The organism is Paenibacillus etheri (assembly GCF_001012825.1).
Lineage (GTDB): Bacteria > Bacillota > Bacilli > Paenibacillales > Paenibacillaceae > Paenibacillus_AQ > Paenibacillus_AQ etheri.
The window spans coordinates 107905-133942 of the sequence record NZ_LCZJ02000034.1; the positions used below are offsets into that span (position 1 = coordinate 107905).

Sequence of the window (26038 nt, forward strand, 5' to 3'; positions counted from 1 at the left end):
TATGACCTCTTTATCATAAAGAAAAGTTATGGAGAAAGGATGTGCTGGCGATTACGAATTCTTCTTCCATGTATCCTTCAGCGGCACAATTCGGTTCAGTACCAGCTTATCTGCTGTGGTATATTTCTTATCCACACAGAAGAATCCATGCCGGATGAATTGAAATTTATGTTCTGGAAGCGCACTTTCCATGGAAGGCTCTAACAAACAATCCTTCAAAATTGTTAAGGAATCCGGATTAAGATACGCATCCCAGCGTTCATCGTCTTCTTTAGGACCGTCGTTATCTTTTAGCAATCGCTCATATAGATGAACTTCCGCCTTGATTGCGTGTTTTGCAGATACCCAGTGGATGGTCGCTTTAACCTTACGTTCATTAAACCCACTTCCACTCTTCGTTCTCGGATCATAGGTGCAGCGAAGCTCTATAACTTCTCCGGTTGCTTCGTCCTTGATCACTTCATTGCACTTAATGAAATAGGCGCCCTTTAACCTTACCTCATTCCCTATAGTCAGCCTGTGATAACCTTTGGGTGGCTCCTCCATGAAGTCCTCTTGTTCAATATACAGCGTCCGTGAAAAAGGAACTTCTCTTTCTCCCAGCGTCTTATCCTCACTATTATTCTCAATCGTCAGCCATTCGCTTTGATCCTCAGGATAGTTAGTAATAACCACCTTTAAAGGCTTGAGAACAGCCATCACGCTAGTTGCTTTCGCCTTCAAATCTTGTCTGAGCGCATGCTCTAACATGGCAATATCCACAATGGTGCTATTTCTGACAAATCCAATTTCCTTCACAAAATTCCGAATACTTTCAGGTGTGAAACCTCTTCTCCGCAGTCCGCGAAGCGTTGGAAGTCTTGGATCATCCCATCCATCCACATATTGTCCGGTAACCAGTTGTCTGATATACCGCTTACTAGTGACGACGCCAGTGATATTTACTCGTCCAAACTCCCTTTGCTTAGGAGCCTCAAGGGTATCTAGTTCATTCAACACCCACTCATACAGTGGTCGGTGATCCTTGAACTCAATTGAGCATAAGGAATGCGTAATGCCTTCGATAGCATCTTGTATCGGATGGGCAAAATCATACATCGGATAGATGCACCAATCGTTACCCATTCTATAATGCTCTGCATGGATGATTCTAAATATCACCGGATCACGCAAGTTAATATTAGGTGAGCTCATATCTATTTTAGCCCGCAATACTCTGGCTCCCGTCGGATAGGCTCCATTCCTCATCTCCGTGAATAACTTCAAATTCTCTTCCACAGAACGCTCCCGATAAGGGCTGTTCTTTCCCGGCTCCGTAAGCGTTCCTCTATAAGCTGACACCTCTTCAGGTGATAAATCACAGACATACGCTTTTCCTTTTCGGATTAATGTGACTGCGCTATTGTATATTTTTTCCGAATAGTCTGATCCATAAAAAATATGGTCCGGCGAGTAGCCCATCCATAGCATATCTTCGCGAATAGCATTTACATACTCCAGATCCTCTTTTAAAGGATTGGTGTCATCAAAGCGCAAATGGAACTTCCCGCCATACTTTTTCGCAGTCGTATAGTTCGTGTGAATAGCATACGCACTGCCAATATGCAGATACCCGTTAGGCTCCGGTGGGAATCTCGTGCAAATATCTCTACTGTAAGTCCCAGCTTCCAGCTCTTCTTGAATCAATCTGTCGATGTAACTCTCTGCTAATATTTCCGGTTCCTTGTTCATTGGTATTACCTCCTGTTTATAAGTGATATCCGCCTCTGTAAAATAAAAAGAACCTCACCTCCAAGACTTATGGTCTTGGGGACGAAATTCTCGCGGTACCACCCCAGGTTCATTAATACGTCGCCATATTAATCTCATCAAGTACGGCATCGCAGCTTGCGCAGTGCTTATACTCTAGCTCTATAACAGGAGCTCCCGTCATACCATCCCCGTCGATCGGTTCCGATATGCCGCTCAGAGGCTTGTTTCGATAAAATCCCCCTTACCCTATTCTCATCATCCAGGGCTCTCTGTGAAGGAATGATTCCATTTACTCTTCTCGTCATCGCGTTTGATTATTTTGTATAGAATAACAAATAGATGGTCCTGTGTAAATGGTGCTTATACTCCAGTCAGACGTATGCTCTATTCCTCGCTCAGAGCCGTTATCAGTTCCAGCACCACTTCATTATCCGGCTCTACAGCCAAAGCCCTACGCGCGTATTCTAGTGCAGCCCCTTCAGCTCCAAGCTCATAGTTACAAATCGCCATGCTATATAGCACCGATGCTAATGGTTCTTCCGCATTGGCATGCATAGACCGTTCTAAGTAGACTAATGCTTCCTCGAACTTATCCATTTCATACAGCAGTAACCCAGCATCCAGTGAAAGGTCATAGCTCTGTTCCATCGGATAATAACCTGTCCACATGAACTGTATACCTCGCTGAAGATCCAGCATTTCTTCGTCACTGGCACCCAGTAATAGCTCCGAAATCTGTTCAGCGCTATGGATAAACCATTCTGCATCGTACCCACCTAAGCGCCAAAAGGCCAAAATTTGCTGCAGCCCCATCGTATCCAATTGCTGATCCATCCATTCCTTCATACTGAAGAAATCATCCGGACCAAAACGCTCTATAAACCGCTTATAACCCAGCCGTGTGTTCGTGTAGCTCATCGGTGCTTCCAGCATAAGAATACATCCGATGTTCAAGTTTTTATAATGATGAGCAGTAAATAAGGAGTGAGCCCCTTTTTGCTCGAGCGTATGCTGAATCGCATGATAATTCGCCGTTAAGGAGAAGCTACCATGATGAATCAGCATAGGCGGCTCCGCAAATTCCCAATTCTCTATACGGTGATCTCCCTTATCCGCTGTAAGCAGCACGAATCCCTCTGTAGAGAGTCGCGCAAGCCGCTCCAGACAAGTGAGCCCCACCACCGGAAAGAGTATATGTGAATCCTCTAGCTTCTGCTGATAAAGCGCTATAACGTCATGATAGGGATAAGTCTCCGCTTCATAACTAGTCGCACGACGATAATGATACTGTGGGATGATTTTGCCGAGTACATCTGAGGGGTTGTCCAAATCTACATCCTCAGAATACTGAACCGATACCTCACATTCATATATTTTACCTTCATCCACATAAATCAATTCCTGCGGGATACTGTCAAAAAAATAATTCGCCACAAGCAGCAGCGGCTGCTGTAAATCACCTGGCTTGATACTGAGCTTAGCGTGTACTAAGTAAAGTTCAGTATCCTGTACAGCATCAAAACGTGCGAAATCCAGAATACCCTGCTCTACGAATGGAATTAAGCTTGGGTGCTGCTGCCAGCTGCTTATATTTTTAGCGGGTAAATCACTCATCACATAACGAAAAGGAGGAAGTGGAGTTCCTGCGTAATCTATGATTTCGCATAATTTCTTAAGGATATGGAACGCTAATCGACCCGCTCCCGCTCCCAATTCCAGTACAGTGACTGTTTCAGAGAGATGTCCTTGTCCAGCCCGGTCTTGCAGGAATCCAAAGACCATTTCCGCATATGCTGTCGCAATCATAGGATTACTCGTAATGTACTGCGGAACTTGATCATTATTCCAAGCCTTTAATCCTTGTTCTTCATAATAAGCCCGCTGCAATTCCCAAATGGGTGCTTCACTGAAGCGATAGTGCTGCCCTTCGTTACCTGTCATCTATTTCTTAACCTGCTCTCTGTATATCTTGTTAGAACACCTATAACTTATTCTGCTCTCAATGTACGTGATCTGAAAATGACGTATTCAGCCTCTGCAGGAATGGAAACGGAAAATGACAATAATCCCGCCTTAGAGGTTAACGAATCAGGTCCTTTTAACGTTTGGTAATAAGAATTCCCTTTGCTGTCCACACTCACCAGTTCCAGTTCCGCATTCCCTTTAGGGATGAAGAACCCGGAGGTATTTTGCACACCTAAGGTTAGTTTGTATTTTTTCCCAGATTGAGTCTGTGTTAGTGTGCACGGATATAACGGATATGGATGTGCTGTCGTTTCCACTGGGTACGGGGCAAGCGCTCGATCAGCCTCAGGCTTCGCCCATTCCTCCCCTTTTCTAGCGCCAATGCCAAGGGTTAATTTATTCACGTTATTGAACTGAGTTTCCCAGCGAAATTTCTTTAACCCCTCTAGAATAGGGGATGCTGGAACAAACAGGATTCCATCCTTGATCTCTGGGGCGATCCCTAATGAATCTTCTGTCTCCCCATTAAATTCTGCCTCTAGCTGCCCTGCTTTAATCTTCCCAACCGATCGATCCAGTAGCGAAACCGTAACACTATTCGTTAATGCGTCATAGAGCAAATCTGCACCAATCGCACTCGAGAACGCCCGAATCGGCACCATTAATTTACCTGATTTAAAATAAGGAGCGAGTTTACCTGGAAAAAGGACGTAATACCCTCCGTAAGACAGTGGCATTACCTGAGTCCCCAACTGAACAGCCGCCGACACCGATGTAGGTGTAACCGCAGAACCCGCGGCGAACATGATCACTAATAGACCTATGACATAAGCTCTTATTTTCCCTAATCGTTGTAAGGACTCCTTAATATGATTCATCTTAAACCTCTCTCCCTCTCTACTCCGTCTAGAACCTTAACCTATATAAGTAATAATCAATGATCCCTTTGCCCCTGTCAACTTGTTCCACCTTTGCTATTCATCATAAAAGACAGGATTCGCCAAGAAAGACAAATATCCCCCAGCCCATTCGAAGCGATGGCGCAGGGGGATTAGATAAAGGACCACGTGATATTATGCGGGATTTGGAGAATCCGGACATGTTTGTCCCTCCTGTGACCGATGCCGGTCTCGTCCCTAATTTAAAATTCTCTTTCTCCGATGCGCATATGCAGCTTAATCATGGTGGCTGGTCGAGAGAGGTGACGGTCAGAGACCTCCCCATCGCCACAACACTAGCTGGCGTAAACATGAGCCTAACCCCAGGTGGAGTACGTGAACTCCATTGGCACCAACAAGCAGAATGGTCCTATATGCTGTTAGGTCGAGCTAGAATTACTGCGGTGGATCAAAATGGTCGGAATTTCATAGCAGATGTGGGACCTAGTGACCTATGGTATTTCCCCCCGGGTATCCCCCACATACAAGGTCTTGAAGAAGGCTGTGAGTTTCTGCTTGTATTCGACGATGGAAGTTTCTCTGATCTGAACACCTTGTCGTAGTGAAATACCCTAAGCCAAGCAAAAACGCCTCCGACGTCCTTTAGGAACGTCGGAGGCGTTTTTGCGAGAAATATAAGGATACTTCACCTGATAACTATTCGCCAGACTCCGCAAATTGTTTGATTCTTTCCCCAATCTGGTCACGCACACGCTGGAACACTGCCCACTTCTCTTCATCGGTCCCTTGTGCTTTTGCCGGATCATCGAAGCCCCAGTGTTCCCGTTTGACCTTCGGAGGCGTCATTGGACATTTATCTGCAGCATCCCCGCATAAAGTAACGACTAGATCAGCATTATTCAGCAGATTAGAATCAATCATGTCCGAGGTCTGTCCGGTGATATCAATTTCTACTTCGCTCATGGCTTGTACAGCTTTTGGATTTAGACCATGGGCTTCGATTCCAGCGCTATACACGTTCCATTCTTCCCCTAAATATTGCTTCGCCCAGCCTTCAGCCATCTGACTCCGGCAAGAGTTTCCTGTGCATAAAAAATAAATGGTTTTCTTGTTCATCATGATCTTCCCCTTTTCAAATTAGGTAACCAATAACCACAAATAAAGACCTAGAAGCGTAATAAACAATGTCGGGATAGTCAATATAATCCCTGTCTTAAAATACGTTCCCCAGGATATCTTCACACCTTTAGCCGAAAGCACATGCAGCCACAGCAGTGTCGCTAGTGAACCAATCGGGGTGATTTTAGGCCCTAAATCCGAACCTATAACATTTGCATATATTAAAGCCTCTTTAATAATTCCGGTTGTATGCGTTGCATCAATTGCGAGTGCGTCAATCATTACAGTAGGCAGATTATTCATCAATGATGAGATCAATGCAGCTATAAAGCCCATACCCATGGTTGCGGCAAACAGGCCCTGATCAGCGATCACCCCAATCGCCTTAGCGAGTAAATCTGTTAGTCCCGCATTCCGAAGTCCGTATACTACGACGTACATTCCAATGGAGAAGAACACAATCGCCCAAGGTGCTCCTATAATCACTTCTTTCACCTTGACGTAAGGGCTTCTTCTAGCGAGGAGCAGGAACAGAATTGCAATGATTCCCGCAATCACTGATACTGGAATATTCAAAAATCCACTAATGAAATACCCTACTAAAAGAATAGCCAGTACAATCCATGACAGACGGAACAATTTCTTATCTTTGATAGCCTCTTCCGGATCTTTTAGCTGGGAGTCATTAAATTGCTTCGGAATACTTTTGCGAAAAAAGATATAGAGCACCACGATACTCGCCATCAAAGAGAATAGCGTAGGTACAATCATCCTACCTGCATACTCCATAAAGGTAATTCCAAAAAAGTCGGCCGATACGATATTCACCAGATTGCTGACCACAAGCGGCAATGAGGTAGTATCCGCTATAAAACCACTGGCGATAATGAACGGAAATACTTTCCTTTCATCAAAATTTAGCGCCCTTACCATCGCGAGCACGATAGGTGTAAGAATAAGAGCTGCTCCATCATTTGCAAAAAAGGCTGAAACCAACGCACCAAGAACGATAACATACACAAACATTCTTGTTCCGTTCCCCCGTGCCGCCCGCGCCATATGTAACGCAGCCCATTCAAAGAATCCAATACTGTCTAAAATCAAAGAAATTAAAATGATGGCAACAAACGCCAAAGTAGCATTCCACACCATCTGTGTTACTTCAAGCGCATCATTAAAGCTAACGACACCAACTAATAAAGCGATGATAGCCCCGCCGCAGGCTGACCATCCAATCGATAAATTTCGAGGCTGCCAGATTACAAAGATTAAAGTTACTATAAATATAAATATGGCTAGAATGGCCATTGCGCCATCCCCCCTGAACTATACAACCACATCTTTCTCAACACTCCTATAATCTACGAATATATCCTACATCACCATATAACTATATAGTTATATATAGTCTAAAAAAATCTACAACTACATTTTAGTCGCAGCAGGGTGCTTTAACTTCTTTGTTCAGAGCAGCCAATATGGATTCAGAATTAGGCATCTCCTGAAGAACAGCCTTAAGATGCGGTTTATCCTCGACATTTAACGAATAATGTACCCACTGTCCTCGTTTGCTTTCCCTTACGATCCCTTTACTCTTCAATTTCCGTAAATGCTGACTAATCGCCGGCTGGGATATATCAAAAATATCAACAAATTCACACACGCACCATTCCCGTTCCTTCAGAAGAGCAAGCATGGCCAGACGTGTCTTGTCTCCTAATAGCTTCAAGTCATCAGCAATATCCGTCAGTGACTGCATTCCTTCTTCTCCTCCTTCCCACCTTATATAAGCGAATACTTATATTGTAATGATCTAGCTATTGAGAAGCAAGAGTTTTATGTACCCGCAAATCTTTCAGACCATGGAAACAACAAAAATATAATTTCAAACAAAAAAACAAGCCATTGTAAACATCACTTTGGCTTGTTTAATATGTGGTTTAGGTTCTAGGGATTGTTACAATAAACTGGGTTCCTTCTCCGACCTTACTCTCCACTTCAATTTTACAATCATGTATCTTTAGAATCTTCATCACAATGGAAAGTCCAAGTCCATTCCCTTTAAGAGCGCTACTCCGCGCTTTTTCCACCATATAGAATCGATCAAAAATAAGCGGAAGTGCTTCCTCAGGTATACCTTTTCCAGAATCTTTAATATATACCTTTACAAATTGCGCGGACATCTCAATTTCAACATGAATGGTACCCTCTTGCCCGGTATATTTTATGGCATTATTTATTAAGTTCTGCCAGACCTGATCAAATAAATCTTTATCTACCGTCACTTCGCAAGGTAATAAATCCAATTCAATCATAATATCTTTTCGTGCCCACTGTGGTTCCGCCAATACGATTGTTCTTCTTAATTGTTCGTCTAATTGGAATGTAGTGAGATTGACCGGATGGTGCTCAGAATCGAGTGATGCCAATCGGAGCAGGTTATCACTAAGCCTAGATAGACGCAATGTTTCTTCATAGATAATATCCAGATGCTCCTTTTGCTCTTCTAATGGAATGACACCATCTTGCAGTGCTCTTGTAAATCCTCTAATCGAAGTAAGTGGCGATTGCATTTCATGGGAAACATTGCTGACAAAATCGTCACGAACAGAGTCCATTTTTTGCAGCTCACTAGCCATGCGATTAAAGCTCTCCATCAGTTCACCAAATTCATCTTTATTACGATAAGTCAGTCGGACAGATAAATTACCTGACGCCATTTCCTTAGCTGCAACCGTCAGCTTTTTGATCGGCTTCACAATGTACCCGGACATGAACAGGATAAGCAAGCTTCCGATGACTAGCACAGCTAATAGTGTAAATAAGAGCGTGATTCTCAACCCTTTTACAATCGATGAAAAATCAATTTTGATAATGAATACACCTTTCCCATCATCTATCTTGGGAATCCCTACGATAGCAAGTCCGCCCTTACCAGATAGAAAAACTGCATCCGTTGTGTTTGTATTGAATAAGGTAGACATTTTTTCCTTATCTAACGAAAAGACAGCGTCACTCGGCTCACTAACAATCGCCATATCTATACTAAATCTATTAAGGAGATCTCGAAACGCATTTACTTTTTCCGGGTCATCGATTAGATTTATCACCTTGGCTATATCTTCAGCAATACTAATGAACATATGGTTTGGGGTATTATTCTTCTCTGAAAGCTGCATAAAAAGAAAAAAGGATATAATTAAACTGGTTAAAACAATACCAATAAATGTAGCAACGATTCGAAGACGCAGACTTTTTCTCACCATCTAGACTAGCTCCAAACGATAACCAAGTCCTCTTACTGTAGAAATGACGAACTGAGGGATAGGCTCAAGACGTTCTCTTAAGCGTTTGATATGCACATCAACCGTCCGCTCATCACCTTCATAATCCATTCCCCATACATTTTCTATTAGCTGAGTACGTGTGAAGATTTGCCTTGGCGAACCCGCCAAAGCAAATAACAATTCACATTCCTTCTTTTTCAATTCAACCATTTGATCGGCATTAGCGACCGTTAAATTCCCTAGATCAATCGTTACTGCCCCTAATTGAATAACATTTGAAGGGGTCACATGATATCTCTTTAATAATGATTTCACACGCAGAACCAATTCTATGGGATCAAACGGTTTTACTAAATAATCGTCTGACCCGGCATTAAATCCTCTTACTTTATCCTTAGACTCTCCTTTGGCTGTAACCATTAGAATCGGCATATCGATATACGATCGAATATCTTCTGTTAGTTCAATCCCATCGACATGCGGCATCATTACATCCACAATTGCTAAATCAACTTTTGTATGAGCTAGAATGTCTAAAGCTACTTGACCATCTTCTGCTTCCACTACGGAAAATTGATCTTTTTCAAGATATAATCGTATTAATTTACGGATATGGGAATCATCATCAACTACTAGAATTGTGTTCATTCATCAATTATCCCTTCCAAAGTCGTATTTATTCGTATCGTAGAGATTCCATTGGATCGAGCTTAGCAGCCTTCGATGAAGGCATCAAACCAGCAATAATACTAATCCCTGTACTTACAACTAATCCGAATACGATATAAGATCCAGATAGGTTAATAAGCTTTACTCCAAATGCATTTTCCAGAAGTATATTTAACCCAAAGCTAATAACTGCTGCAAAGATTATCGCGAAAACACCACTAAATATTCCTAATAATGCAGATTCGGAAAAGAATATACGCTTGATATCTTTCTTTCTTGCGCCAATTGCCCGAAGGATCCCGATTTCCTTAGTCCGTTCCACTACACTAATGTAAAGCACAACCAATATCATAATCCCTGATACGATGAGTGAAATCCCTGCAATACCAGATAGAACGATCGTAGCCATATCCACATAAGTCGTGATACGCTCCATGATAGATGCCGTTTGGGAGCCCGAGAAGCCCGCATCAACCGCAGCTGCATTAATATCATTCACATATTTCATATCGGTCGCAAAAGCATTAACCTGAATCGGGCCAATGGTGATCCCTTTATTGGTATACATTTGCTCCAGTGTCTGTGTTGGAATATATCCTGTTGGTGCCATTTGCGCTCTTGGATCAGTGGCTTCATAAACACCAGAGACCGTAATTTCTTTTTCCAACGTGATCGGTTTATGATGAGCATCCATTTCATTAATATACAGATGAATAGACTTCCCCACCATGGCATTCGGTTGGTCATTTCCACTTAATTGACTCGCTATTTTCGTTGGTAATAACACTTCATTTTCTTTCGGTAAAGTCCCTGCTTTAATTGTCGCTTTATCAAACGTATCGTTTAAGGTGGTTAATTGTGTTAGACTACCCGTTTGTTCCCCAAAAACCATAGTAGATTTGCCTGAAATGGTTGTTATGGTCTCTACATGATCTACATTTGGAAAGTTACGAATCGTTTCCACATCGGCCTTTGTAAACGTGACGCCTGGTAGCATCATCGCTTCTGGACCTTTCATGTCCTTGGCTTCTGGATTTGGCTTAGTGATGTCCACAAGCAAAGGGTCCATACTTGAATTAATTTCATTATTAATATAGCTCGTGATCCCATTTCCTAAGGAAAGCATCAAGAGTACACTCAAAATACCTATCGATCCACCCAATGCTACCAATACATTACGTTTGGCGTTAAGCTTCATATTTTGAAGGGCCATTTTGAAAGAAGCCATTAAGCTGAGATTTCGGGCTGAACCATCTCCCCCATCGTAGATAGCCATGGAACGTTCCTTCAAATGAATATCGTCTTTGACCAATCCCTCTTCAAGCTTAACGATACGGCTACCGTAATCAGCTACTTTTTGCGAGTGGGTCACGGTAATGACCAAGATTCCTCTTTTCGCAATACTGTCCAACAAAACTAAGATTTGATCACCTGTATCTTTATCCAGCGCACCCGTAGGTTCATCTGCCAAAATAATGTCTGGATTATTCGATAATGCGCGTGCAATGGATACCCGTTGCTTCTGTCCACCGGACAGTTGATTCGGACGTTTTTTCAGATGATCCTTTAATCCCACTTCAGTCAAAATCTCTATAGCACGCTTATTACGTTCCTTCTCACTTGTATTCGTCATCTGCATCGCAACCGTAACATTCTCTAAGACTGATAGATGGGGAATCAGATTGAAGTTTTGAAATACGAAGCCGATATTGTTCTTGCGATAATCATCCATTTCCTTTTCGGTCATCTTGCTTAGGTTCTTCCCACGAACAAGGACATCGCCCTCATAATCGGAGTCCATTCCACCAATGATATTCATCAGTGTGGATTTACCGCAACCAGACTCACCGAGGATGGAGACAAATTCACCTGTCTCAAAGCTTAAATTCACATCATGGAGTACTGGAACCTTTTCCTTACCATACAAAGTATACGATTTTTTAACATTCTTAACCTCTAATATTTTCATTCCGATCTCTTCCTCTCCTGGGTCACGCTCTTTATCTCTTCCTTTGATGTTTCCTATCCTAACAAATTTATGTGAACTGATAATGAACTGGAGGACCTCCTGTGCGCATGCAAAAAAAGACAACCTTCAATAACTGAGGTTGTCTTCTCCTGCTCTTTAAGAAATTAGTGAGTCATATAATAAGCCATTCGCCCAACTTCTTTTCCTGCGTAATAAACGATATCAAAGATTAGCACTGCTAAGATAACTTTCGAGAGCAACGGATACTTTTTAAATAAAGGCTTAATACTCTTCTCTATGAACTCCATTCATGCTCCCCTTTCTTTAAGCTAGCGCTCTTTTTCGTATCAGCCTAATTTGACCTCTATGATTAATTTCATCTTCAAATACGTGAAACCACATGAAATAACGATTCGCAGGTTTGTTATACCAGAACGCTTCTTCTACATATAACCAGTCATCATCCACAGTCGCGAACAATGCATACGTTCTTTCTCTTACTTCATTTAAACGGTCTAAATAATAGTTAAGATCATTTCCTTTAATCATCACTCGACCTTCATCCCCTAAGTTCAGTGCCGGCCCCCATATCATTAACTCTTCTTCAGACAAATCTCTTCCCTCAAATGTCGCAACTTGATACGCATACTCTACTGCAGCGTAGTGTAATAATAATGCTCCAATAGAGTTACTCTCCGAATCCAATAAATAGTCTAGTTGATCTATAGTTAGATCCTTAACCGCCGCTAATGTTGTATGTCTTGCGTAGTTCATCATGGATAAAAGATGACTAATTTGTGGGGAGTAACCTGGGATATCAGTAATCAGATATATTTTGTCCATGTCGATCATAATGAGTTCTCTCCTTCATATCTTCGAAATTGTAAATTTAACAAGACTATCTATTAGCAAAAGTGCTCCGTTCTAACAAGTCCCAGCCGCTTTCCCTCCACGATAGCTTCGGATCTGGAATGTACACTCAGCTTCTCGAATATTCTCGTCAGACTATACTCCACAGTCCTTTGTGACATTAAAAGTTTGCTGGCTATGTCTTTGTTGCTTTTTCCACCGGCAACTTCTTGGAGTATTTCTTGTTCCTTTTGATTAATAGATACTTCTTCCATGCACTGATCATCATTGTTATTGGGTATCTTGATATCATTTCTGCGTAGCTGCTTGAGTAAAGAAACTGGAATGACAGCCTCATTTCTTAGTGCGCAGCGAATAGTATTTAATAACTGTTCTCTGGAAGCAGTCTTGGAGATAAATCCTGTGACCCCCGACTCCATCAACAGGTTATAATGCGCACTGATTTCATATCCGGTATAAATCACCACTTTAGATTCGGGATCACGCTGTACAGCTCTTTTGGTGAATTCAACTCCGCTAATGGTAGGCATATTAAGATCGCATAAGATCACATCAAATCCTTGCTGCTCCAGCATATCGAAAGCTTCCATCGCTGACAAAACAAAGGTTACCTCCATATCAGCATCCTGCTCAATCATATTCTTGGTTCCTTCTCCAACTGAAGGATGATCATCAACCAACAAGATACGTATCATCGTCATCGCCTCCTCTATTTTTCTCCCTTTACCCTTTTCCAAGTTAACCGTGAGTGAATGGTCCCCACAAAATGAATGATAAGAAATGCAAAATCGCAAAGTAACCCTGATATGAAAAAACAACGGAGTTTCACTCTCATTTGAATCCCCCGGAAGAACAAAATTATACATATTTGTAATTCAGATCATGTACCCTCTACCATTTTAAATGAATTTAATAGGAAATAATATACTTTCATGCATGATATTCCTTCATTCGTGAACGAAGATCCTGTGCTGATTCTGGGAGTAGCAGCATCCCAAGCGCCATTGCCCACACAATAATAATCCAATTCTAAAATGGCAATAAGGACATTTCACCGAAAACTACTGCCGTTAAAACCGCAAATCTTTTACGGTGGTGCGCCTTATCACCCCCTCGCTGGCATAAAATTCAAACTACCTTCTCATACTATGGGGAGAAGATGGAGGTGAATGTCATGCCAAAAAATAACGCCAGTCCCAAAGGTGAACCGGGCAAACATCAACCAAGTAAGAAAAATAACGCACAGAATAACAATAACTTTAATGAAGCGGCTCAGATGGTAAACATCGATAAAGCTGCCGATTATGTCCCCAGCTTAAACGGTGTATCCAAAACTGACGTCTAAACCGCACTGCTAAACAAAAAAACACTCCTCAGAATATTCTGAAGGAGTGTTTCATTTCAAGAGATTATATGCGATACGTTAAGCCTACTACACCGTTACTGTAAGTTTTTGAGTCCACAAGATGAAGAGGGACTTGATTCGTGATCTCATCAAAAAGACGCATTCCAGAGCCAACGACTACGGGACAAATATTAAGCCTAAGCTCATCTAACAATCCATTTTGTAATAAGGATCGAATTAATCTCGGACTGCCAGGGATCTGAATATTCTTTCCAGGCTGTTGCTTTAGCTTCACAATTTCTTCGAAGATCTTGCCCTTAATCAACGTCGCAGGTTGCCATTCGAGTGTATCCTCTATCATTGTATTCGAGACCAGATACTTGGTAGAATGGTTCAGGAATCTTGCCATGGGGAGGTCATCACTTTGATGCTGCCAGAACTGGGCTAACATCTTGTAAGTACGTGGTCCAAGCAGTACAGTATCCGCCTGCGCGACACCTGCAGCAATCGTCTCGTTCATTTCAGTGCTCCCCCACTTCTTAGGTGAGGCTTCAAGCGAGTCTACCACTCCATCCAGCGACATGAATAAACCTGCCACAATCTTTCTAGATGGATTTTCCGCATCTTGTTTATGATGATCTATGGGCACACTCATCGCTCCTTGTACCAGAAATGGAGACCTAAAAATACGATCTGCAATATGTAGCACTTGCTGTTTATTTCAAGTTTTCTAACTCGACGGTCACTTTTTCAATCAGATTCACGAAGGAAGCCAGCTCTTGAGAACCCTTCACCTGATCTCTGGAATACATGGAATTGTGTTCCGATTCTTTTTTCACCTTGGACAGTGTATAGTTGATATTGTTCAGCTTCTCATCAATCGTTCCTATTGAATCTTTAGAGCGACGAGCTAGCTTTCGTACTTCATTCGCGACGACTTCAAAGCCTCTTCCGTACTCCCCTGCTCTTGCCGCTTCAATGGCCGCGTTTAATCCCAAAAGATGCGTATGATCAGCCACTTCTCTAATCATTGTACCCACTTGATGAATAGACTCTACCTCTTTATCGAGATATAACACAGTTTGATGTGTTTTCTCTTGATAATCAGCATTCTTACCAGCTAATTCCTCTATGGATTCACTGCTATCTTTTAGTTGAACCATTAAAGATACTAGTTCTTGAACCGCAGAACTAACACCTGTAAGCAAGTGGTTTTGCTTTTCCAATAAATTTTCTATTTTTGCTTTTTCATCGACTTCGTAGGCTTCGAGAACCAACTGTGAATCCAGATTAAACATCTTGGTTAATGCATGAATGATGGGTTTCCACTCGATCGGCAATATCCGTTCAAAATAAGCTGTAGCGAGATCCAAATATAATATGTAAGTGCCCAAATACCAATTCGTTGTCAGACCAATACGCGAGTGAATTTTACCTATAAGCAGTCGTCTTTCAATAAATGCTTCATCAATCACACCCGATGCCATGGATAAAAAATACCACTGCTGCGTTTCCTTCAATCGATCAAGCGTACTGTGCTGTTCAATGATGTGGAGTAGCTCAGGTTCCTCTATCATCTGCTTATACAATTCATCTACAAGGGAGCTTACGATTTGCTTGAATTCTTTTTCCTTACTTTTCAATACATTTAAATCGGCCTCAGTAATCCCAATATAGCTAACTTGCTGTTGTCTCTCTGAACTAAGATTGATCATAATTTGGTCAACTTCCCTCTCATACTGTTTATATAATGATCATCGCATCTTCCATGCCATCCCCTATGGCATCTATTTATCTTGATAATAAAGGTATTATTTGTATAAATTTTAACACTTTATTTACTTAAATAGTTATTAATTTTACAAACTTTGCATTTTGTACATTATTCTAAGATCACACAAAAAAGAGGAGCTCCTGTAAAGGAAGCCCCTCTTAAAATTATACCCTTATCCTACACAGCAACAACTTGTTTCAGCAATTCTATCGTCATCCGGTCAATGAATTTCTTGAATTTCTCTTTCCCTTTGGCATTGGCCTTATAGTAGTTAATCAATGATAAAATCACTGGAATGAGTTGATCTTCAGTCAGCCCTGATCTAAGGGATTGTGCGATTGAAGTCTTAAGACCTTTAGGTTCTCCTCCAACAAAAACCTCATAGGTATTACGCATTTTGACAACGCTAATGTCTTTCAACAAAGGCTCGCTTGTTCCGAGTGCACAGCCCGCATAACCAATCTTCAGTGGCATAGGTGTTTCAATCCCTGCTATGGACTGATTTAACTTCTGTGCAACTGCCAGACCTGCTTCCTCAGCCCCTTTACAAAAATTACAAGCAATCAGGCTTTTCGTGACAAAACCCGTTGGATATACTTCTAACCCTATACGCTCAAGTTGCTCCACAATCACTTCACGTTGTTCAAGAGGCACCTCCAAATAAAGCTGTTTAAAAGAAGTCATTTCAATTTTTGCATTCATCCCTAGAATAGCTCCTATTGTAGTAAGCTGCTCAGGTGTAAACAGGCTTCCCCCAACTTGAATTGAAGGCGCAACTGCGATTTTCGTTATCTCTCCCATATCCTTATCTTCGTCTCCATTCCTTCAGTGATTTAGTTACGGATCTTCACACGTTGCAGACGAAGTGCATTAAGAACAACGGAAACCGAACTGAGAGCCATTGCCGCACCCGCTACCCATGGAGCTAAGAAACCAAGTGCTGCAATCGGAATGCCAAGTGAGTTGTAGCCAAGTGCCCAGAATAGATTTTGTTTAATATTAGTCATCGTTTTACGGCTCATGTAGATGGCGTCTGGAATACTGGATAGATCGCCGCGCATTAAAGTAACATCTGCAGCTTCCATAGCCACATCCGTACCGGTACCAATTGCCATTCCAATATTTGCCGTAGCAAGGGCTGGAGCATCGTTAATGCCATCGCCAACCATGGCTACTATCTTTCCTTGCGCTTGTAATTTTTTCACTTCCTCCGCTTTTCCTTCTGGAAGCACTTCAGCGCGTACATGATCAATGCCAACTTGGGCTGCAATCGCCTTTGCCGTACGTTCGTTATCTCCGGTAATCATGATGACCTGGATTCCCATTCCCTTCAAGCGACTGACAGCAGCCTGAGAGGTTTCTTTAATAGTATCCGCTACAGCTACCATACCCACGTACCCTTTATTTATAGCAACAAGCATTGCTGTTTTTCCTGATTCTTCTAAAGTGGACATGATGTTATAAGCATGACTTGCCTCTACACCGTATTTGTCCATGAGACGCCGAGTACCAATTAACAGCTCTTTGCCTTCCACGACAGCTTTGATCCCATAACCCGGTATAGCCTCAAAAGACTCTGTCCCTGGCAATTCAATATTTTTTTCCAAGATGCCTGCGACAATAGCTTCTGCAAGTGGATGTTCAGAATTTTTCTCGGCTGCACCCACCAGTCTAAGAAATTCTGTCTCATTACCTTCGACCAAAATATCGGTAAGCTCAGGTTTGCCCTTTGTCACTGTACCTGTTTTATCCAAGATGATCGTGTCAATTTTATGCGTTTGCTCTAAATGCTCTCCGCCTTTGAACAGGATTCCCAGTTCAGCTGCACGTCCGGAACCAGCCATAATGGAGGTTGGCGTAGCTAGACCCAAAGCACAAGGACAAGCGATAACCAGAATGGCGATTGCTTTTTCCAAGGCTCCTGCAAAATCACCCGGTGTTACGATGAAGTACCACACTAAGAATGCAATAACGGCAATCCCAACAACGATAGGAACAAAGATACCGGAGATGACGTCAGCAACCCGTTGAATAGGAGCCTTTGAACCCTGCGCTTCTTCTACCACTTTGATGATCTGCGCAAGAGCGGTTTCTTTACCTACTTTTGTTGCTTTGATTCGAAGCATACCGTTTTTATTAATCGTCGCTCCAATGACGGAATCTCCGGCTTTCTTTTCAACAGGGAGGCTTTCGCCTGTCAACATGGATTCATCTACCGACGAGATCCCTTCCAGAACTTCACCATCCACAGGTACTTTATTCCCTGGACGAACAAGTACTATATCACCGGTAATAACTTCCTCTACAGGAATGCTTAATTCTTCACCATCGCGGACAACTAAGGCTGTCTTGGCTTGCAGTCCCATCAAGGATTTAATAGCTTCCGAGGTCCGCCCTTTTGCCAAGGATTCGAACAATTTCCCCATTAGAACCAGGGTGATCAATACTGCACTCGTTTCATAATACATTTCTGGTCCATGATGTGCGCTCCCACCATCGACAGCCCAAACAATTGTTAAATACAGGCTGTAAAAAAAGGCCGCTGAGGTCCCAAGTGAAACTAGAACATCCATGTTCGCACTGCCGTTACGTAGTGCTTTATAAGCACCGATGTAAAATTGTTTACCAATATAAAATTGAACTGGTGTTGCCAAAATCAATTGGAACCATGGATTCATAAAAAGATCAGGCAGCCATATCCACGAAGTAAAGGAAAAGTGGCTCACCATCGCCCACAGTAGTGGAAACGATAGAATCGCGGAGATCAGAAGCTTACGTTTTTGCTTGGATAAATCTTGTTGTCGTTGTTCCGCTGGGTCACCTTGCTCTTGTTTGGGAACAGCCTTGTATCCAAGCTTCTCCACCCGCTTCTGCATATCAGATACAGAAACTTCAACGGGATTATATTCGACATGTGCTGTTTCCATCGCAAAGTTCACATTGGCCGTGCTTACGCCAGGCAGCTTGTTCAGAGTCTTCTCAATTTTCAGTGCACAAGCAGCGCATGTCATACCTACCAGTTGTAAATCTACAGCTTCTTTAGCTGTGCTGTATCCAAGCTTCTGAATACTTGCTTCCATCTTGCTTACGTCCACTATGTTCGGATCATAAGTCACTGTAGCCCTTTCCATTGCAAAGTTTACGTTGGCTTCTGTTACACCTTCTAGCTTGTTCAAGCCTTTTTCTATGCGGTTTGCACAAGCAGCACAAGTCATCCCCGTGATTTGTAATGAAGTTTGTGATTGTCCCGCCGCAGCAGTAGTCATTATATAAACACCTCTTCCACTTTTGTGATGATTTCTTATCATCTCTTCTTGATGTTAGTATACCCCCCCACCCTATATTATGTCAAGCGACAAGCTCTACTCAAATGCACCTAAAAAGGAGCCTTCTCAGTAACAGAAATCCTGTTTCTGAGAAAACTCCTTCATTTCATTGATCAGATTTGAAGAACTCTTCGCTATGTTAAGCGGCCATTTCACGGCAAATTTTCACACAGGCAAAACATGCTTCTGCACATTGCTGGCAATGATCATGGTCATGTTTGTTACATTCGTTGCCGCAGGCTTCACAAGCTTCAGCACAAGCCAAACATAAGGCTTTGGCATATTTACTGTTCATCGACAGGGCATGCGCAGTGAATCCGCATATTTCTGCACATTCACGATCCAGACGAATACACTCCTTCATCATGCCTACATGATCTTACTCCAAGCAAGATGAGTAACAGTGATTACAAGCAACCATACATTTCAAACACTCTTCAATACACGCTTTGTAGTTTTGATGTGACATTATAAAGCTCCTCTCAAGATGAAGTTTAGGATAGCCCCCTACTCTATATATACCCAATCGAGAGCTAACTTATCATGCTCAGAGAAATTGTCCGGAACTGAACATTAGACAAGCAGCTGTTTCTCAATTTCTTGACGATTGAATACAAATCCGAAGAATACCTGATTGTTAATGAAAATGGTAGGAACCAATCTTTTTCCAGTTCGATTAAACAGCGTATCTGCATGGTCAGGATGATCTGCAATATTAAATTCAGTAAATGGAATATGATGCTCACTTAAGAACTTTTTAAAATTTCTGCAATCCTCACAGGTCGGTGTTGTAAATACCTCTACATTCATATGAGTCGCCCTCCTTCAGTATAATTTCTAACAATATTAGTATACCCCCCTATACTATATTTGAATCTATATAAAAAAGGATTCCAACGAATCCTTTCTAATATCGATTATTTGATTAATTTATTGATGGTAATTAATAACTCATCTAACACTTCATTTTCACCATCTTGAATTCGTTCCACAACACAGCTCTTCATATGATGCTCTAACAAAAGCTTACCTACACCGTTCAAAGCGGATTGGACCGAAGAGATTTGGTGCAGCACATCATCACAATAGGTGTCCTTTTCAATTAATCCCTTTAGCCCTCTAACTTGCCCTTCAATTCTATTGAGCCGGCTAACCAGGTTTTTTTTTGTTTTCTCAGAGTGATGACTCTTTCGTTCACCCGTGCTACATGATTCGTGCTCGTGCGTATGATCTTCCATGCACCAATCACTCCTTTCCATATAGTTATATTATACTATAGCCCCCCTAATCTATTCAAAATATAAAATACCGTTTAGACTTTCATTACTTCATGGGATATCACCGATGTCTCAATTTGAATAGTAGTATGCTGGATTTTGAAGCGTTCCGCTATTAACTGAATAGCTTGCTGCAAAATACGTTGATCATCTTCCTGATCTTTAATTAAGAGATGGCAGCTTAGTGAATCAAGGCCCGAGGTAATTGTCCAAATATGAAGATCATGAACATTTATAACGCCCTCGATATTTTCTAGAACTGCTTTCACCTCAGATGGATTCACTGTAATCGGTGTGCCTTCCATAAGAACATGAACGGTATGTTTGATGATTCCCCAAGCGCCTCTAAGAATTAATAGAGCCACTAGCACACTTATAATCGGGTCGGCAATATACCAGCCAAAAATCATCATAACTAAACCTGCAACAATAGCTCCTACCGAGCCTAAGGCATCGCCTAGCACATGAAGATAAGCACTGCGAAGGTTAATGTTATTCTTTACATCCCCTTTTCTCATAAGAGACCAAGCACTAGCGACATTGGCTAAAAGTCCTATACATGCGATCAGCATCATAGAACCACTTGCAACCGTAGGCGGCTCGAAGAATCGTCCATAAGCTTCCACGATGATAAAACCAGCAACTACAAATAACGTGACCCCGTTCAATAGTGCCGCTAGAATTTCAAAGCGATGAAATCCATAAGTTTTATTGGGAGAGGCAGGTTTAGTTGCAAACCAGACTGCTACTAGGCTTAATGCTAAGGAGCTCGCGTCGTTCAGCATATGCCCACTGTCCGATAGTAGCGCTAAGCTGTTGGTAAGCAGTCCGCCAAAAAACTCCAAAAACATAATTCCTACCGTAATTATTAATGCAATCATAAGTCCCTTTTTGTTTCCGCTAGGATCAAAATGATGATGACCGTGAGGTCCATGGGAGTGATCATGTCCTGCATGGGAATGATTGTGATCACCGTGATCGTGATCGGAGTGTTGGTCGTGTACGTGCTCTGCCTGATGATTGTGATTATTCTTCTTGTTCTTCATGATTTGCCTCCTAATTGCCTTCAGCAAGATAGTATTTGTATGCGCGCGCAGTGGTATTCAAAAGCTCCAGATCATAATAACATATGAACAAGTGCTCATATGTTATTATGATCTGGATTTTTCTTCTTGTCAATAACGAACCTAAGAGTATAGCTTCAGCTAGAAGTATATAATTCTTCTGAATTTTAAAAACACAAAAAAACATCTCTATACAATTTCTGTATAAAGATGTTTTAGCTTATCTTTCACTTCTTAATCTTAAAGAGAGATTGCTGCTTCTAGAGCAACTTCCATCATGCTATTGAAAGAATTTTGTCTTTCTTCTGCCGTGGTTACCGCATGAGTGACTAATGAATCTGAAATGGTAAGAATACATGCCGCTTGTTTACCTAATACTTTCGCATTATGGAACAATGCATAGCTTTCCATTTCTACACATACACAGCCATGTTCATTGTAAAATTCATTGTGACCAGGCACGTTGTCTTCATGATAGAATACATCGCTGGAATGAATTCTCGCCGTCAAAAGTGGCTTGTTAATACGTTTAGCCGCTGCTTCAATGACTTCGTTCAATTCTTTACTTGGCAGCTGCACGTCTCCTTCTACACCGCTTTGGACATAGGCGTATGTAGATTCACTCCACGCACTATCTGCCAGCACCACGTCAAATAAATTCAATTTATCTGTGTAGGCACCTGCACTACCGATGCGAATGATGTTTTCCACACCATAATTTTTGTATAGTTCATAAGAATAAATACCGATACTTGGCATTCCCATTCCCGAACCCATTACTGACACTTCTTTACCTTTGTAAGTGCCTGTATATCCAAACATATTCCGTACCGTATTAAATTGGGTTGGGTTCTCCAAATAGGTTTCTGCGATATACTTCGCTCTTAACGGATCTCCTGGCATTAATACTGTTTTGGCGATTTCACCATTTTGTGCTGCATTGTGTGGCGTTGGCATGATTTATTCCTCCTAAGTTTATTACTCAACTACTATCTTACTATACCATCCATGAATTTAAATATACGTTTAAAATATTCTTTTGTTTCAGCAAAAAAGAAATGATCCTTCTGCTACAATTTATTCGCAAACTCGTTAAGCTTTTGGGACATTAAATTTATTTCCTCAATAAATGCAGAGGTATGCTGAACAGATGCTGCCTGCTCTTGTCCGATAGCCGCTATCTTCTCTATCGAAGTAGCCATTTGATTCGTAATCCCCTTAAACTGAGAAATCCTCATAAAATCCTCCAAAAAAGTTTACAAAACCCCTTTTTTCTCACACCATATAGCATACAAAAAAAGCCCCCACTTTATGAAAAGTGAGGGCTTTGGGTCTTTTGCTATTATTATCGATTAGTTACGGATCAGATAATCAAATGCACCTAAAGCTGCAGTTGCACCCGATCCCATCGAAATGATGATTTGCTTATAAGCACTATTAGTGCAATCGCCAGCAGCAAATACTCCTGGTACGTTGGTAGCGCCATGGCTATCTACAACGATCTCGCCAACGCGAGTACGTTCAACCATGTCACCTAACCAATCTGTGTTCGGAACCAGACCGATCTGTACAAATACACCTTGCAATTCGATATGGTGAGTTTCTTCTGTCGCACGATCGATATAAGAAATACCATCTACCTTATCCGTTCCGGTAATTTCTTTCGTTTGCACGTTCTTAAGCACAGTAACGTTAGGTAGGCTGTAGAGACGGTCTTGCAGTACAGCATCCGCTTTGAGCTCTGGAGCAAATTCCAGAACCGTTACGTGCTTCACTATACCCGCAAGGTCAATAGCTGCTTCAATCCCTGAATTACCGCCGCCGACAACGGCAACATCTTTGCCTGCAAACAAAGGACCATCACAGTGTGGGCAGTAGGCTACGCCTTTATTCTTGAATTCAGCTTCACCAGGCACACCCATATTGCGCCAACGAGCACCTGTCGACAGAATGACGGTCTTACTCTTTAGAACAGCACCGTTCTCGAGTTCAACTTCAATCAAATCATTCTTATCTAAACGTGTGGTACGCTGTAACTTCATCACATCAATGCCGTACTCTTTCACTTGCTCTTCGAGTTTAGCCACTAGCTGAGGACCTTCAATGTAATTTACACTAATGAAGTTCTCAATGCCAAGTGTGTCGTTGACCTGACCACCTAAGCGTTCAGCGACAATCCCTGTGCGAATCCCTTTACGTGCCGCGTAAATTGCTGCACTTGCACCTGCTGGGCCACCGCCAACAACAAGTACATCATATGGAGCTTTATTGTCAAACTCTGATGCGTCGACAGTACTACCCATTTTAGCTAGAATTTCTTCAACCGTCATACGACCACTTTCGAAGAATTCACCATTAAGGTAGACGCTTGGAACAGACATAATTTCTTTACGTTCTACCTCTTCTTTGAATACTCCGCCGTCAATCATCGTATGGGTAATTCCAGGATTGAAGATACTCATTAGGTTCAGTGCTTGTACAACATCAGGGCAATTATGACAGCTTAGGCTGACATAAGTTTCAAACTTATATTCGCCGCTAATGCTTTTGATCTGATCAATGACACTTTGTTCAACCTTAGGAGCTCTTCCGCTAACCTGCAACAGAGCCAACACTAATGAAGTAAACTCATGTCCTAGCGGAGTTCCAGCAAAGGTTACACCCGTATCTTCGCCCACACGATTTACACTAAAGCTTGGGGTTCTAGGTAGTTCGGTCTTCTCTACCATTATCCTAGCTGACATTTTGGCAATTTCATCAACCAGCGCTTCCATCTCTTGAGATGCTTCGTCAGAGCCTGCACTGATTTTCAGTACTACGTCGCCTTCCAAGAGTTCTAGGTATTGTGCTAGTTGAGCTTTAATTTCCTGATCTAATTTCATTTAGCTTTCGCTCCTTAAATCTTACCTACAAGATCGAGACTTGGTTTAAGAGTTTCTGCACCTTCGGACCATTTCGCTGGGCAAACTTCACCTGGATGATTGCGTACATATTGTGCTGCTTTGATTTTGTTAACAAGGGCACTAGCATCGCGGCCAATACCACCAGCGTTAATTTCAACGGTTTGGATAACACCGTCTGGATCAATGATGAATGTACCACGATCAGCAAGACCGTCAGCTTCGATCAGAACATCAAAGTTACGGGAAACTACATGAGATGGATCGCCGATCATAATGTATTTTACTTTGCCAATGGCTGCAGAGCTTTCATGCCATGCTTTATGTGTAAAGTGAGTATCTGTGGAAACCGAATATACTTCAACACCCAGTTGTTTCAGGGTTTCATATTGATTCTGCAGATCTTCAAGTTCAGTTGGGCATACGAATGTAAAGTCAGCTGGGTAGAAGCAAACTACACTCCATTTACCTTTAAAGTTTTCTTCTGATACATCGATGAATTTCCCATCTTGAAATGCGCTTGCTTTGAATGGTAGGACTTCTGTTCCGATAAGTGACATATTATTTAAATCTCCTTTAAGTTTTATTTTTGTGGATACAATATTCAAATCTGCAAACATCACAACTCTGAATACTATTTGTAATTATTATAATTAACCAAATTAAGGCCTGTCAAGTTATTTATAATAATTCTAATATGATAATCGTTGTCAGTCGCTAAATGTTCATAAATTATCATACTTATGAACTAGTATGGGTCAGTTTACACGTTTTATGTAGGGCAATTTCTACAATTCGAAGTCATCTGCTATTAGATTGATAATATTTAAGGATTCCCTCGCTACCTTTGGTTTAGAATATCTATTTCCATTATATGTGATTAGCGCTTTCCATAAAGCCCACCCTCTTGCTCTATTCCAAGTCTCTTCATCCATCTGTAATACATCTTTAAATACCTTTCTACTATCCTCATCAAAAAAGGTCCAAGCCATTGCCGCATCACAAGCAGGATCTCCTACACCCAATATTCCGAAATCAATGACTGCACACAGCTTTCCATCTTGAACTAGTAAATTCCCTGGCGCAATATCTCCATGAACCCAAACCGGCTTGGAATTCCATTTAGAATCTAATGCCAATTCCCAGATTTCTCTCAATAGATCTTCTTTAAAAATATCTTTATTATGCTCAATCGCATGTCTAGACTCTTCATCATATACAGCTAAAGATCCACCTCTATAGAAGTTATGTTCTCCTGCTAAAGGTCCCCCACTAGCATCAATAGATTGTAATTCTATTAAAAATGCTCCCAAATCTCTTGCAAACTGGTTAAGATCATTAATATTTTGGTACGTTAATGTCTCACCCTCTACCCACTTATTGATAGACCACGGCAATGGATATTCTTCGTTAGGCTTCCCTTTGGCTAATGGTATTTGAATAGGTAACGTGAGTTCTTTACTTAATATGGGCAACCATAGTTGCTCTTTCTCCACTTGTGGAGCATAAGCTGCTGCACTTGGTAACCTCACGCTCATATGCTCACCTAAATGAAACGTTCGATTATCATTCCCGCTGAATTTCACAGGTCTAATCTCTAAATCGGACCACTCGGGAAATTGTTCTTTTATTAATCTTGCAACTAATTCGACAGTAATCGTATTCATAAAATACCTCGCTAACATAAGTTTTACTAGCCATTTCCATAACAGACATCTAATATAATGTTATCTTTACTAGTGTCTGTATGCAAACTATGCAATTAGATCGGCCGCAAAAGGGACAAGCTAAGTAAGTAGAAAGCTTAATATTATTACGAGGA

General features: G+C 41.6%; 25 protein-coding genes, 2 pseudogenes and 1 other annotated feature. Of the genes and pseudogenes, 2 read left to right on the forward strand and 25 right to left on the reverse strand.

The window, feature by feature from the left end; all coding sequences use genetic code 11:
- Positions 1-51 precede the first annotated feature (51 nt).
- The 3 genes from UQ64_RS23040 to UQ64_RS23050 all read right to left on the reverse strand — a co-directional run bounded on the left by UQ64_RS23040 (position 52) and on the right by UQ64_RS23050 (position 4595).
- Positions 52-1731 (reverse strand): glutamine--tRNA ligase/YqeY domain fusion protein, encoded by a 1680-nt coding sequence (locus UQ64_RS23040; protein ID WP_060625772.1) that lies wholly within the window; start codon positions 1729-1731, stop codon positions 52-54.
- A gap of 74 nt (positions 1732-1805) precedes the next feature.
- Positions 1806-2066 (reverse strand) — a binding site (T-box leader).
- A 70-nt stretch (positions 2067-2136) separates the two neighbouring features.
- On the reverse strand, positions 2137-3693 hold the full coding sequence (locus tag UQ64_RS23045; protein WP_060625773.1) for an SAM-dependent methyltransferase: 1557 nt from the start codon (positions 3691-3693) through the stop codon (positions 2137-2139).
- A gap of 47 nt (positions 3694-3740) precedes the next feature.
- Positions 3741-4595, reverse strand: a complete 855-nt coding sequence (locus UQ64_RS23050) for a copper amine oxidase N-terminal domain-containing protein (protein ID WP_060625774.1) — start codon at positions 4593-4595, stop codon at positions 3741-3743.
- A gap of 98 nt (positions 4596-4693) precedes the next feature.
- Between UQ64_RS23050 and UQ64_RS23055 the strand changes: the two are divergent.
- Positions 4694-5215 (forward strand): annotated as a pseudogene (locus UQ64_RS23055) (cupin domain-containing protein); the annotation flags it as partial.
- Between the two features lie 97 nt (positions 5216-5312).
- On the opposite strand, the gene arsC reads toward UQ64_RS23055, so the two are convergent.
- The 9 genes from arsC to UQ64_RS23095 form a co-directional block, all read right to left on the reverse strand.
- Entirely contained in the window at positions 5313-5732 is a 420-nt protein-coding gene (gene arsC / locus UQ64_RS23060) for an arsenate reductase (thioredoxin) (protein WP_060625775.1), read from the reverse strand.
- Between the two features lie 21 nt (positions 5733-5753).
- Positions 5754-7043, reverse strand: a complete 1290-nt coding sequence (locus tag UQ64_RS23065; protein WP_060625776.1) for an arsenic transporter — start codon at positions 7041-7043, stop codon at positions 5754-5756.
- A 124-nt stretch (positions 7044-7167) separates the two neighbouring features.
- On the reverse strand, positions 7168-7494 hold the full coding sequence (locus tag UQ64_RS23070; RefSeq protein WP_060625777.1) for an ArsR/SmtB family transcription factor: 327 nt from the start codon (positions 7492-7494) through the stop codon (positions 7168-7170).
- A gap of 181 nt (positions 7495-7675) precedes the next feature.
- Entirely contained in the window at positions 7676-9001 is a 1326-nt protein-coding gene (locus UQ64_RS23075; protein WP_060625778.1) for a sensor histidine kinase, read from the reverse strand.
- Positions 9002-9670 (reverse strand): response regulator transcription factor, encoded by a 669-nt coding sequence (locus UQ64_RS23080; RefSeq protein ID WP_060625779.1) that lies wholly within the window; start codon positions 9668-9670, stop codon positions 9002-9004.
- A 28-nt stretch (positions 9671-9698) separates the two neighbouring features.
- Positions 9699-11660: an ABC transporter ATP-binding protein/permease gene (locus UQ64_RS23085; RefSeq protein WP_060625806.1), complete on the reverse strand. Its 1962-nt coding sequence runs from the start codon at positions 11658-11660 to the stop codon at positions 9699-9701.
- 164 nt (positions 11661-11824) lie between these two features.
- Positions 11825-11968, reverse strand: coding sequence for a hypothetical protein (locus UQ64_RS31065; RefSeq protein WP_156417651.1), 144 nt, complete (start codon positions 11966-11968; stop codon positions 11825-11827).
- Between the two features lie 16 nt (positions 11969-11984).
- Positions 11985-12512 carry a DinB family protein gene (locus tag UQ64_RS23090; protein ID WP_082651284.1) on the reverse strand — a complete coding sequence of 176 codons (528 nt, stop codon included), beginning with the start codon at positions 12510-12512 and terminating at the stop codon, positions 11985-11987.
- Between the two features lie 53 nt (positions 12513-12565).
- Positions 12566-13225 (reverse strand): response regulator transcription factor, encoded by a 660-nt coding sequence (locus UQ64_RS23095; protein WP_060625780.1) that lies wholly within the window; start codon positions 13223-13225, stop codon positions 12566-12568.
- A 479-nt stretch (positions 13226-13704) separates the two neighbouring features.
- Between UQ64_RS23095 and UQ64_RS31070 the strand changes: the two genes are divergently transcribed.
- Positions 13705-13875: a hypothetical protein gene (locus UQ64_RS31070; RefSeq protein ID WP_156113190.1), complete on the forward strand. Its 171-nt coding sequence runs from the start codon at positions 13705-13707 to the stop codon at positions 13873-13875.
- Between the two features lie 64 nt (positions 13876-13939).
- Here UQ64_RS31070 and UQ64_RS23100 read toward each other — a convergent pair whose 3' ends face one another.
- The 13 genes and pseudogenes from UQ64_RS23100 to UQ64_RS23150 form a co-directional block, all read right to left on the reverse strand.
- On the reverse strand, positions 13940-14524 hold the full coding sequence (locus UQ64_RS23100; RefSeq protein ID WP_209445869.1) for a dihydrofolate reductase family protein: 585 nt from the start codon (positions 14522-14524) through the stop codon (positions 13940-13942).
- Between the two features lie 67 nt (positions 14525-14591).
- A complete protein-coding gene (locus UQ64_RS32615) occupies positions 14592-15590 on the reverse strand; it encodes a globin-coupled sensor protein (RefSeq protein ID WP_060625782.1) in 999 nt (332 codons plus the stop codon).
- A 236-nt stretch (positions 15591-15826) separates the two neighbouring features.
- On the reverse strand, positions 15827-16450 hold the full coding sequence (locus tag UQ64_RS23110; protein ID WP_060625783.1) for a nitrite reductase: 624 nt from the start codon (positions 16448-16450) through the stop codon (positions 15827-15829).
- 32 nt (positions 16451-16482) lie between these two features.
- Positions 16483-18915: a heavy metal translocating P-type ATPase gene (locus UQ64_RS23115; RefSeq protein ID WP_060625784.1), complete on the reverse strand. Its 2433-nt coding sequence runs from the start codon at positions 18913-18915 to the stop codon at positions 16483-16485.
- A 199-nt stretch (positions 18916-19114) separates the two neighbouring features.
- Positions 19115-19444, reverse strand: a pseudogene (locus UQ64_RS30340) (four-helix bundle copper-binding protein).
- Positions 19445-19548: 104 nt separating this feature from the next.
- Positions 19549-19785 carry a glutaredoxin family protein gene (locus UQ64_RS23120; RefSeq protein WP_060625785.1) on the reverse strand — a complete coding sequence of 79 codons (237 nt, stop codon included), beginning with the start codon at positions 19783-19785 and terminating at the stop codon, positions 19549-19551.
- A gap of 107 nt (positions 19786-19892) precedes the next feature.
- The gene (locus UQ64_RS23125; protein WP_042131123.1) at positions 19893-20213 is read right to left on the reverse strand and encodes a metal-sensitive transcriptional regulator; all 321 of its coding nucleotides are present in this window, start codon (positions 20211-20213) and stop codon (positions 19893-19895) included.
- 74 nt (positions 20214-20287) lie between these two features.
- Positions 20288-21298, reverse strand: a complete 1011-nt coding sequence (locus UQ64_RS23130) for a cation diffusion facilitator family transporter (RefSeq protein ID WP_060625786.1) — start codon at positions 21296-21298, stop codon at positions 20288-20290.
- A gap of 258 nt (positions 21299-21556) precedes the next feature.
- Positions 21557-22273, reverse strand: a complete 717-nt coding sequence (deoD, locus tag UQ64_RS23135; RefSeq protein ID WP_060625787.1) for a purine-nucleoside phosphorylase — start codon at positions 22271-22273, stop codon at positions 21557-21559.
- A gap of 113 nt (positions 22274-22386) precedes the next feature.
- On the reverse strand, positions 22387-22554 hold the full coding sequence (locus UQ64_RS31075; protein WP_156417652.1) for a hypothetical protein: 168 nt from the start codon (positions 22552-22554) through the stop codon (positions 22387-22389).
- A 114-nt stretch (positions 22555-22668) separates the two neighbouring features.
- Complete coding sequence (ahpF, locus tag UQ64_RS23140) at positions 22669-24198, reverse strand: alkyl hydroperoxide reductase subunit F (RefSeq protein WP_060625788.1); 1530 nt, start codon at positions 24196-24198, stop codon at positions 22669-22671.
- 14 nt (positions 24199-24212) lie between these two features.
- On the reverse strand, positions 24213-24776 hold the full coding sequence (gene ahpC, locus UQ64_RS23145; protein WP_060625789.1) for an alkyl hydroperoxide reductase subunit C: 564 nt from the start codon (positions 24774-24776) through the stop codon (positions 24213-24215).
- A 228-nt stretch (positions 24777-25004) separates the two neighbouring features.
- On the reverse strand, positions 25005-25883 hold the full coding sequence (locus UQ64_RS23150) for an aminoglycoside phosphotransferase family protein (protein ID WP_060625790.1): 879 nt from the start codon (positions 25881-25883) through the stop codon (positions 25005-25007).
- Between the last annotated feature and the right edge of the window lie 155 nt (positions 25884-26038).

Excerpts from the sequence above, each read along its gene's own strand:
- UQ64_RS23040 (WP_060625772.1), bottom strand. The coding sequence starts at position 1,731 with ATGAACAAGGAACCGGAAATATTAGCAGAGAGTTACATCGACAGATTG.
- UQ64_RS23045 (WP_060625773.1), bottom strand. The coding sequence starts at position 3,693 with ATGACAGGTAACGAAGGGCAGCACTATCGCTTCAGTGAAGCACCCATT.
- UQ64_RS23050 (WP_060625774.1), bottom strand. The coding sequence starts at position 4,595 with ATGAATCATATTAAGGAGTCCTTACAACGATTAGGGAAAATAAGAGCT.
- arsC (WP_060625775.1), bottom strand. The coding sequence starts at position 5,732 with ATGAACAAGAAAACCATTTATTTTTTATGCACAGGAAACTCTTGCCGG.
- UQ64_RS23065 (WP_060625776.1), bottom strand. The coding sequence starts at position 7,043 with ATGGCCATTCTAGCCATATTTATATTTATAGTAACTTTAATCTTTGTA.
- UQ64_RS23070 (WP_060625777.1), bottom strand. The coding sequence starts at position 7,494 with ATGCAGTCACTGACGGATATTGCTGATGACTTGAAGCTATTAGGAGAC.
- UQ64_RS23075 (WP_060625778.1), bottom strand. The coding sequence starts at position 9,001 with ATGGTGAGAAAAAGTCTGCGTCTTCGAATCGTTGCTACATTTATTGGT.
- UQ64_RS23080 (WP_060625779.1), bottom strand. The coding sequence starts at position 9,670 with ATGAACACAATTCTAGTAGTTGATGATGATTCCCATATCCGTAAATTA.
- UQ64_RS23085 (WP_060625806.1), bottom strand. The coding sequence starts at position 11,660 with ATGAAAATATTAGAGGTTAAGAATGTTAAAAAATCGTATACTTTGTAT.
- UQ64_RS31065 (WP_156417651.1), bottom strand. The coding sequence starts at position 11,968 with ATGGAGTTCATAGAGAAGAGTATTAAGCCTTTATTTAAAAAGTATCCG.
- UQ64_RS23090 (WP_082651284.1), bottom strand. The coding sequence starts at position 12,512 with ATGATCGACATGGACAAAATATATCTGATTACTGATATCCCAGGTTAC.
- UQ64_RS23095 (WP_060625780.1), bottom strand. The coding sequence starts at position 13,225 with ATGATACGTATCTTGTTGGTTGATGATCATCCTTCAGTTGGAGAAGGA.
- UQ64_RS31070 (WP_156113190.1), top strand. The coding sequence starts at position 13,705 with ATGCCAAAAAATAACGCCAGTCCCAAAGGTGAACCGGGCAAACATCAA.
- UQ64_RS32615 (WP_060625782.1), bottom strand. The coding sequence starts at position 15,590 with ATGATCAATCTTAGTTCAGAGAGACAACAGCAAGTTAGCTATATTGGG.
- UQ64_RS23110 (WP_060625783.1), bottom strand. The coding sequence starts at position 16,450 with ATGGGAGAGATAACGAAAATCGCAGTTGCGCCTTCAATTCAAGTTGGG.
- UQ64_RS23115 (WP_060625784.1), bottom strand. The coding sequence starts at position 18,915 with ATGACTACTGCTGCGGCGGGACAATCACAAACTTCATTACAAATCACG.
- UQ64_RS23120 (WP_060625785.1), bottom strand. The coding sequence starts at position 19,785 with ATGAATGTAGAGGTATTTACAACACCGACCTGTGAGGATTGCAGAAAT.
- UQ64_RS23125 (WP_042131123.1), bottom strand. The coding sequence starts at position 20,213 with ATGGAAGATCATACGCACGAGCACGAATCATGTAGCACGGGTGAACGA.
- UQ64_RS23130 (WP_060625786.1), bottom strand. The coding sequence starts at position 21,298 with ATGAAGAACAAGAAGAATAATCACAATCATCAGGCAGAGCACGTACAC.
- deoD (WP_060625787.1), bottom strand. The coding sequence starts at position 22,273 with ATGCCAACGCCACACAATGCAGCACAAAATGGTGAAATCGCCAAAACA.
- UQ64_RS31075 (WP_156417652.1), bottom strand. The coding sequence starts at position 22,554 with ATGAGGATTTCTCAGTTTAAGGGGATTACGAATCAAATGGCTACTTCG.
- ahpF (WP_060625788.1), bottom strand. The coding sequence starts at position 24,198 with ATGAAATTAGATCAGGAAATTAAAGCTCAACTAGCACAATACCTAGAA.
- ahpC (WP_060625789.1), bottom strand. The coding sequence starts at position 24,776 with ATGTCACTTATCGGAACAGAAGTCCTACCATTCAAAGCAAGCGCATTT.
- UQ64_RS23150 (WP_060625790.1), bottom strand. The coding sequence starts at position 25,883 with ATGAATACGATTACTGTCGAATTAGTTGCAAGATTAATAAAAGAACAA.